The sequence below is a fragment of the Hymenobacter sp. H14-R3 genome, from assembly GCF_030063445.1.
GTDB lineage: Bacteria > Bacteroidota > Bacteroidia > Cytophagales > Hymenobacteraceae > Hymenobacter.
Genome location: NZ_JASITD010000006.1, coordinates 182,108 through 188,361 on the forward strand (window position 1 = coordinate 182,108; position 6,254 = coordinate 188,361).

Annotated in this window: 6 protein-coding genes; 3 read left to right on the forward strand and 3 right to left on the reverse strand. The window is 61.8% G+C overall.

The window, feature by feature from the left end:
- Positions 1–98: 98 nt before the first annotated feature.
- A complete protein-coding gene (locus QMK33_RS08185) occupies positions 99–1,598 on the reverse strand; it encodes a sensor histidine kinase (protein WP_283564084.1) in 1,500 nt (499 codons plus the stop codon).
- A 109-nt stretch (positions 1,599–1,707) separates the two neighbouring features.
- Here QMK33_RS08185 and QMK33_RS08190 point away from each other — a divergent pair, with 109 nt between their 5' ends.
- Positions 1,708–2,538 (forward strand): TrmH family RNA methyltransferase, encoded by an 831-nt coding sequence (locus QMK33_RS08190; protein WP_283564085.1) that lies wholly within the window; start codon positions 1,708–1,710, stop codon positions 2,536–2,538.
- A 6-nt stretch (positions 2,539–2,544) separates the two neighbouring features.
- Here QMK33_RS08190 and QMK33_RS08195 read toward each other — a convergent pair whose 3' ends face one another.
- Entirely contained in the window at positions 2,545–3,054 is a 510-nt protein-coding gene (locus QMK33_RS08195; protein ID WP_283564086.1) for a DUF6630 family protein, read from the reverse strand.
- A gap of 116 nt (positions 3,055–3,170) precedes the next feature.
- On the reverse strand, positions 3,171–4,982 hold the full coding sequence (gene typA, locus QMK33_RS08200; RefSeq protein WP_283564087.1) for a translational GTPase TypA: 1,812 nt from the start codon (positions 4,980–4,982) through the stop codon (positions 3,171–3,173).
- A 237-nt stretch (positions 4,983–5,219) separates the two neighbouring features.
- Here typA and msrB point away from each other — a divergent pair, with 237 nt between their 5' ends.
- Both msrB and QMK33_RS08210 read left to right on the forward strand, forming a co-directional pair.
- On the forward strand, positions 5,220–5,786 hold the full coding sequence (gene msrB, locus QMK33_RS08205; RefSeq protein ID WP_283564088.1) for a peptide-methionine (R)-S-oxide reductase MsrB: 567 nt from the start codon (positions 5,220–5,222) through the stop codon (positions 5,784–5,786).
- A 73-nt stretch (positions 5,787–5,859) separates the two neighbouring features.
- Positions 5,860–6,216, forward strand: a complete 357-nt coding sequence (locus QMK33_RS08210; protein ID WP_283564089.1) for a hypothetical protein — start codon at positions 5,860–5,862, stop codon at positions 6,214–6,216.
- Positions 6,217–6,254: the final 38 nt, after the last annotated feature.

Below are 6,254 nucleotides of genomic sequence, written 5' to 3' on the forward strand. Positions count from 1 at the left end.
AGCACAGCGAAGCAATCGCGTGTGAACGAGTTGTTTGGGTATCGTGCGGGTGCGATTGCTTCGCTATGCTCGCAATGACAACCGCTTTAAGCAAATAATTAAGAGTTCTTAGGCCAGGTGAATACGAAGGCCGCGCCCTGCCCCAGGGCCGACTCCACGCGGATGCTGCCCTGCTGGTCGTCGATGAGCTTCTTCACGATGCTCAGGCCGATGCCGGTGCTTTCGGCGGTGTGGCGGTCGCGCAGGGTTTGGAAGAGCAAGAATATTTTCTGGTGGTGCTCGGGCGCAATGCCGGGGCCATTGTCCTGCACCCGAAACTCGTAGGCGCGGCCCAGGTCCTGGGCGCTCACCGCAATGCGCCCGCCGCCATCGCCCACGTAGTACTTCACGGCGTTGCTGAGCAGGTTGGTAAATACCTGCTGCAGGCTCAGGCGGTCGGCCACAAAGGTAGGCAGATCGGGGGCCAGCGTGAGGGTAAAGCTGGGCGGCACCACCAGCTCGGCTACCTCGCGCACCAGCTCGGCCACGGCTACGGGGCCCAGCTGGCGCTCGGTGCGGCTGGCGCGGGCGTAGGCCAGCAGGCCGTTGATAAGGTCGTCGAGGCGGCTCAGGCGGCCCTTCATCTGGTCGAGGTAGGTGCGCAGCTGCGGCGACAGCTCGTTAGTTAGCTCTTCCTCAATCCATTGCACAATAGTGCTGAGGCCGCGCAGTGGGGCCTTCAGGTCGTGCGAGGCCACGTAGGCAAACTGGTCCAGCTCCTTGTTGCGGTTTTCGAGCGCCCCAAAGGCCGTGTCGAGCGCCTGGGTCATCTGGTTGAGCAGGGCAGCCAGCGAGGCCAGCCGGTCGGGCTGCTGGCCAGTATCGGTAATCTTGACCTTGTAATCGCCCTGCACCACCTGCCGCGTCAGGTATTCCATGGCCCGGATGCGCTGGGCCGTCTCCAGGTTGGTGCGGGTGAGAGTCAGGCGCAGCTCGTCGTTGGCCCGCAACTCGTTGACTATCTTGCTAAACAACCACAGCACAATAATCACCGCCAGGATAGCCGACACCACAATGGCCGACGGGGCCAGCTTCTGAAACAGCCCCTGCTGGCGGTTGCGCTGGCGCAGCAGGTTGTCTTCGTACTCCCGCACGCGGGTTATCAGGTTCTTGATATGGTTAAGGGGCACTTGCTCACTCAGTTGCAGCGACTGCGCCGCCGGCGGGGTAGGGGGAAAGGTGCGAAACGTGGCCAGCTCGCGCAGCTGCCCCGCAATGAGCCGGCGTAGCGAGTCGGTGCGGGCGTGCTGGGCGGGGTCGTCCACCACCAGCGAGTCTAGGGTGCTCACTTCCTGCTGCGCCAGCCGCGCGTTGCGGCGGTACACGTCGAGGTACGAGCTATCGGCCAGCAGCAGGTAGTTGCGCACGCCACTCTGCGCATCGCGCACGCTAATGCGCAGGTCGCCAGTTTGTTGCAGCACCCGGTACGAGTGCTCCACCAGCCGGGTATAGCGGCTTAGCTGCTGAATGGCCACGTAGGAGGTGAGCGACGTGCCCGCCAGTACCGACAGGGCAATGGCGAAGCCGAGTAAAATCTTGGTATTGAGCCGAATAGCCACTAAAATGCGAATAAAGGAAGAACTGCGCCCGGCCCGCGCCCGGCGAAGGTAGGCGGCGGCCCGCCCCGCCGGGCCCCGGTAGCCTGCCCCCACCCCGTAACTTTGCTCCATGTACGCCGCCCGCCCAACCCAGCCCGACCGCATCACCAGCCTGCACAACCCGCGCATCAAAGACGTGCTGCGCTTGCAGGAAAAATCGGCCGAGCGCCGCCGCCAGGGCCTCACCCTGGTTGAAGGCTACCGCGAGCTGGCCAACGCCCGCCAGGCTGGCTGGACCGTGGCCACGCTCTTCGTGTGCGAGGAGCTGGCCGGAGCTGAAATCACCCAAGAGCTGCTGGCCCCCGCGCAGCTCGTGCCGCGCCCCTACGAGTACCTGCCTGTGAGCACCGCCGTGTTTGCCAAGCTGGCCGTGCGCGAGCGCTCCGATGGCGTGCTGGCCGTGCTGCGCACTCCCAGCCGCACCCTGGCCGACTTGCAATTGCCTGATAACCCGCTGGTTATTGTGCTCGAAGCCGTGGAGAAGCCTGGCAACCTCGGGGCCATCCTGCGCACCGCCGATGCCGCGCCCGCCCACGCCGTACTGGTCGGCGACCCGCGCACCGACCTCTACAATCCCAACGTTATCCGGGCCAGCCTGGGCGGCATCTTCACCGTGCCTACCGTGGCCGCGCCCATGGTCGAAATCCTGGCCTTCCTGAAGGAGAAAGGTATTCGCACCTTCGCCGCTGCCCTGGCCGACGATGCCAAAAGCTACACCGCCACCTCGCTTAGCGGCCCCACGGCGCTGGTGCTCGGCACCGAAGCCGACGGCCTCACGCCCGCCACCCGCGCCGCCTGCGACGAAACCGTCATCATCCCCATGCGCGGCGTGCTCGACTCGCTCAACGTGAGCGTGGCGGCGGCTGTGCTCACCTTCGAGGCCGTGCGCCAGCGCGGGTAGGATGGTTTAATAAACTGTGAGGGTAAAGCCCAGTTCTTTAGCTAGTTGGCGAGTTTTCTCAGCCTGGGCATCCGCAACCAGGCTCAGCGGGTATGAGTCGCTGTCTAGGCTTAGCAATACCAGCGCCAGACCAAGTGGCTCCAGGATATCTTGCACCATATCAAGTAGTTCGGGGCCAGTTGCTGGTCGTCGGCTGGCCAGGCTTAGGCGCTCCGGCCGGCCCTGCTGCGTCAGGATGTCATTGAGGCCCTCGGCGGTATCGGCGGCTTGGTCCTGCCAGTCACTTTCCCACAGCAAGTCCGCGCTCAGTAGCGCATCAATGAGCGCCACGTCGCGTAGTTCTTGCGCAGGCAGCTCCGTCACGATATCGCGCTCGGCTAGCTCCTCGGTGTATTGTGCCTGGTAAGCGGTCGGGTCACCAAGCGACAGCGCCAGCCGCGCCTCAACGCGCTGAGTAGCCGCCTCATCGGCGAGGGTGAAAAATTGAATAAACCGGGTAAGATTTGCCTGACTCATAAAAAACGATTGCTACTCGATGGGAAAAGAAAAAGGCGCGACCAAAGCCGCGCCTCTCTCAAAAACAACTCACGCCCCAATCTGCGAAATCACAAAAATCAGCGTCAATCTGCGATTTACTCGGCCGTCTTGGCGTAGCGCAAGCGCTCGTTTTCGTCGAGCAGAATCTTACGCATGCGTACCGACTTGGGCGTTACTTCCAGGTACTCATCCTTCTGGATGTATTCCATGGCTTCCTCCAGCGAGAACTGGCGCTTGGGCACAATTTTGGCGTTGTCATCCGTACCCGAGGCACGCATGTTGGTCAGCTTCTTGCCCTTCTGAATGTTGATGGTCAGGTCGTTGGGGCGGGTGTGCTCGCCGATAACCTGGCCAGCGTACACTTCCTCACCCGGGTCCACGAAAAACGAGCCGCGGTCCTGCATCTTGTCGATGGTGTAAGCCGTGCCGGGGCCGGTTTCCAACGAAATCAGCGAGCCCGCGATGCGGCCCGGAATTGGACCTTTGTGCTCTTCGTAGTCCATGAAGCGGTGGTTCATGATGGCCTCGCCGCCGGTGGCCGTCAGCACGTTGTTACGCAGGCCGATGAGGCCGCGCGACGGAATGGTGAATTCCAGGTGCTGCAAGTCGCCCTTCGGCTCCATGATGGTCATTTCGCCTTTGCGCATGCTCACCAGCTCGATAACCTTGCCGGCCGATTCCTCGGGCACGTCCACTACCAGCAGCTCGATGGGCTCCAGGCGCTTGCCTTTCTCATCTTCTTTGAACAGCACCTGGGGCTGGCCCACTTGCAGCTCGTAGCCTTCGCGGCGCATGGTCTCAATCAGTACCGACAAGTGGAGAATACCACGGCCAAACACGAGGAAGGTGTCCTCTTTATCGGTAGTCTCCACGCGCAGGGCGAGGTTTTTCTCGGTTTCCTTGAACAGGCGGTCACGCAAGTGACGCGAGGTCACGAACTTGCCTTCCTTACCGAAGAACGGCGAGTTGTTGATGGTGAACAGCATGTTCATCGTCGGCTCGTCGATGCTGATACGCTCCAGCTGCTCGGGGTTGTCGAAGTCGGCCAGCGTATCGCCAATGTCGAAGCCTTCGATGCCCGAAACGGCGCAGATTTCGCCGCTGCTTACCGAGTCCACTTTTACGCGGCCCAGGCCTTCAAATACGTGTAGCTCACGCACTTTCACTTTCTTCACGCTGCCATCAGACTTCATCAGGCTCATGTTCGAGCCTTCCGTGAGCGTGCCGCGGTGCACGCGGCCAATGGCGATGCGGCCTACGAACGCCGAGTAATCGAGCGACGTAATCTGCATCTGGGGCGTGCCCTCCAGCACCGGGGCGGGCGGGATGGACGAGAGCACCGCGTCGAGCAGCGGAATGAGGTTGTCGGTCTTCACCTTCCAGTCGGTGCTCATCCATCCTTGCTTCGACGAGCCATACAGCGTCACGAAATCAAGTTGGTCTTCGGTAGCCCCGAGGTTGAACATGAGGTCGAAAACCTGCTCGTGCACCTCGTCGGGACGGCAGTTTTCCTTGTCTACTTTGTTTACCACCACGATGGGCTTGAGGCCCAGGTCGATGGCTTTGCCCAGCACGAAGCGGGTTTGCGGCATGGCGCCTTCGAAGGCATCCACGAGCAGCAATACACCGTCGGCCAGCTTCAACACGCGCTCTACCTCACCGCCGAAGTCGGCGTGACCAGGCGTGTCGATAATGTTGATTTTCACGCCATTATAGCGTACCGACACGTTCTTCGATACGATAGTAATGCCGCGCTCGCGCTCCAGGGGGTTGTCGTCGAGGATGAGGTCGTCGAAGTGCTGGTGGGCATCGAAAATCTTGGATGCGTGGATAATCTTATCCACCAAAGTCGTCTTGCCGTGGTCAACGTGGGCAATGATGGCGATATTCCGAATGTTCTGAGTCATACGTATGTTTTTGCGGCCGCAAAGGTACGGAGTTTCTGCTAGAAAACCGAGTTGCGTTTTTATTATCCTGAAACTCAACGCCCGGCGGGCTGCCAAACGTTCCGGCCCGACTGCTTACCCGCCTTGGCAAGCCCACGTTGTAAGGTTGGCTGCTGGTCCGCGTCTAACCATTCGGCATCCGAACGCGGCGCCATTTTCGTTTGTTTACCCAACGTACTCCTTTGTCACTTACTTCCCATGCGCCTTTCCCTTCTTTCCCTGCTGCTGAGCGTGGCCGCCCTGTCGCCCGCCTGCTCGCAAAGCCACGCCGACCAGCCCAACACCGTGGCCGCCGTGCCCACCGGCTCTAAAGGAGCTACTGTCACTGCCGCCAAATATCCCGTGGCCCAGCCGGTTACCGGCAAGCCCGGCGAGTATGCGGTAGTAAAAACCGATGCCGAGTGGAAAAAGCAGCTCACCGGCCCGCAGTACTACATTTTGCGCGAAGAGGGTACCGAACGGCCTTATACGAGCAAGCTCAACGACAACGAAGCCGCCGGTAACTACTACTGCGCCGCCGACCACAACCTGGTGTTTTCGTCGGCTACCAAGTTTCACTCGGGCACCGGCTGGCCGAGCTTCTACGCCCCCGCCACGGCTGCTAGCCTCAAGGTAAAGTCCGACGGTAGCTTCGGCATGAGCCGCGACGAGATTGTGTGTGCCAAGTGCGGCGGCCACCTCGGCCACGTGTTCAACGACGGCCCCAAGCCCACCGGCCTGCGCTACTGCATGGACGGCGACGCGCTCACGTTCGAGAAGAAATAGCGGCCAACTCCTTCGCCCGCAATCCGTTTAACAACAGGGCGGCCCACCACGGGCCGCCTTTTTGCTGCTCCGCATGTATCTCCGTTATTCTTTGCGCGCTGCCGCCCTGGGCCTGCCGCTGCTGCTGGCCGCCTGCACCGCTTCCGAGCGCACCGCCGAAACCGCCGCTCCGCGCTCCATCCCTACCGAGGTGAGTACCGACGCCGACCGCCGCGCCATCTACAACGCCAACGCCCCGCGCGGTGCCTCTACCACCAGCCCCGCGCCCGACGCCACTCCCAACACCCTGCGCCTGGGCGAGCAGGCCTCCGACATCAATCGCGCCAAGCGCCCCGAAACGCTGAACACCAACGACGCCAACAATACCACCACCGAAACCCGCCTCCAGCGCATCGACCAGACCCTGCCAGACCCTGCGCCCCGGCCGTAGGCAGAAGCAGCTGAAATAAAAGAGGGGGTTGCGGCCCC

What these genes read in the sequence shown, in the direction of transcription:
- QMK33_RS08190 (WP_283564085.1), top strand. Translation starts at nt 1,708, where the DNA reads ATGTACGCCGCCCGCCCAACCCAGCCCGACCGCATCACCAGCCTGCAC.
- QMK33_RS08195 (WP_283564086.1), bottom strand. Translation starts at nt 3,054, where the DNA reads ATGAGTCAGGCAAATCTTACCCGGTTTATTCAATTTTTCACCCTCGCC.
- typA (WP_283564087.1), bottom strand. Translation starts at nt 4,982, where the DNA reads ATGACTCAGAACATTCGGAATATCGCCATCATTGCCCACGTTGACCAC.
- msrB (WP_283564088.1), top strand. Translation starts at nt 5,220, where the DNA reads ATGCGCCTTTCCCTTCTTTCCCTGCTGCTGAGCGTGGCCGCCCTGTCG.
- QMK33_RS08210 (WP_283564089.1), top strand. Translation starts at nt 5,860, where the DNA reads ATGTATCTCCGTTATTCTTTGCGCGCTGCCGCCCTGGGCCTGCCGCTG.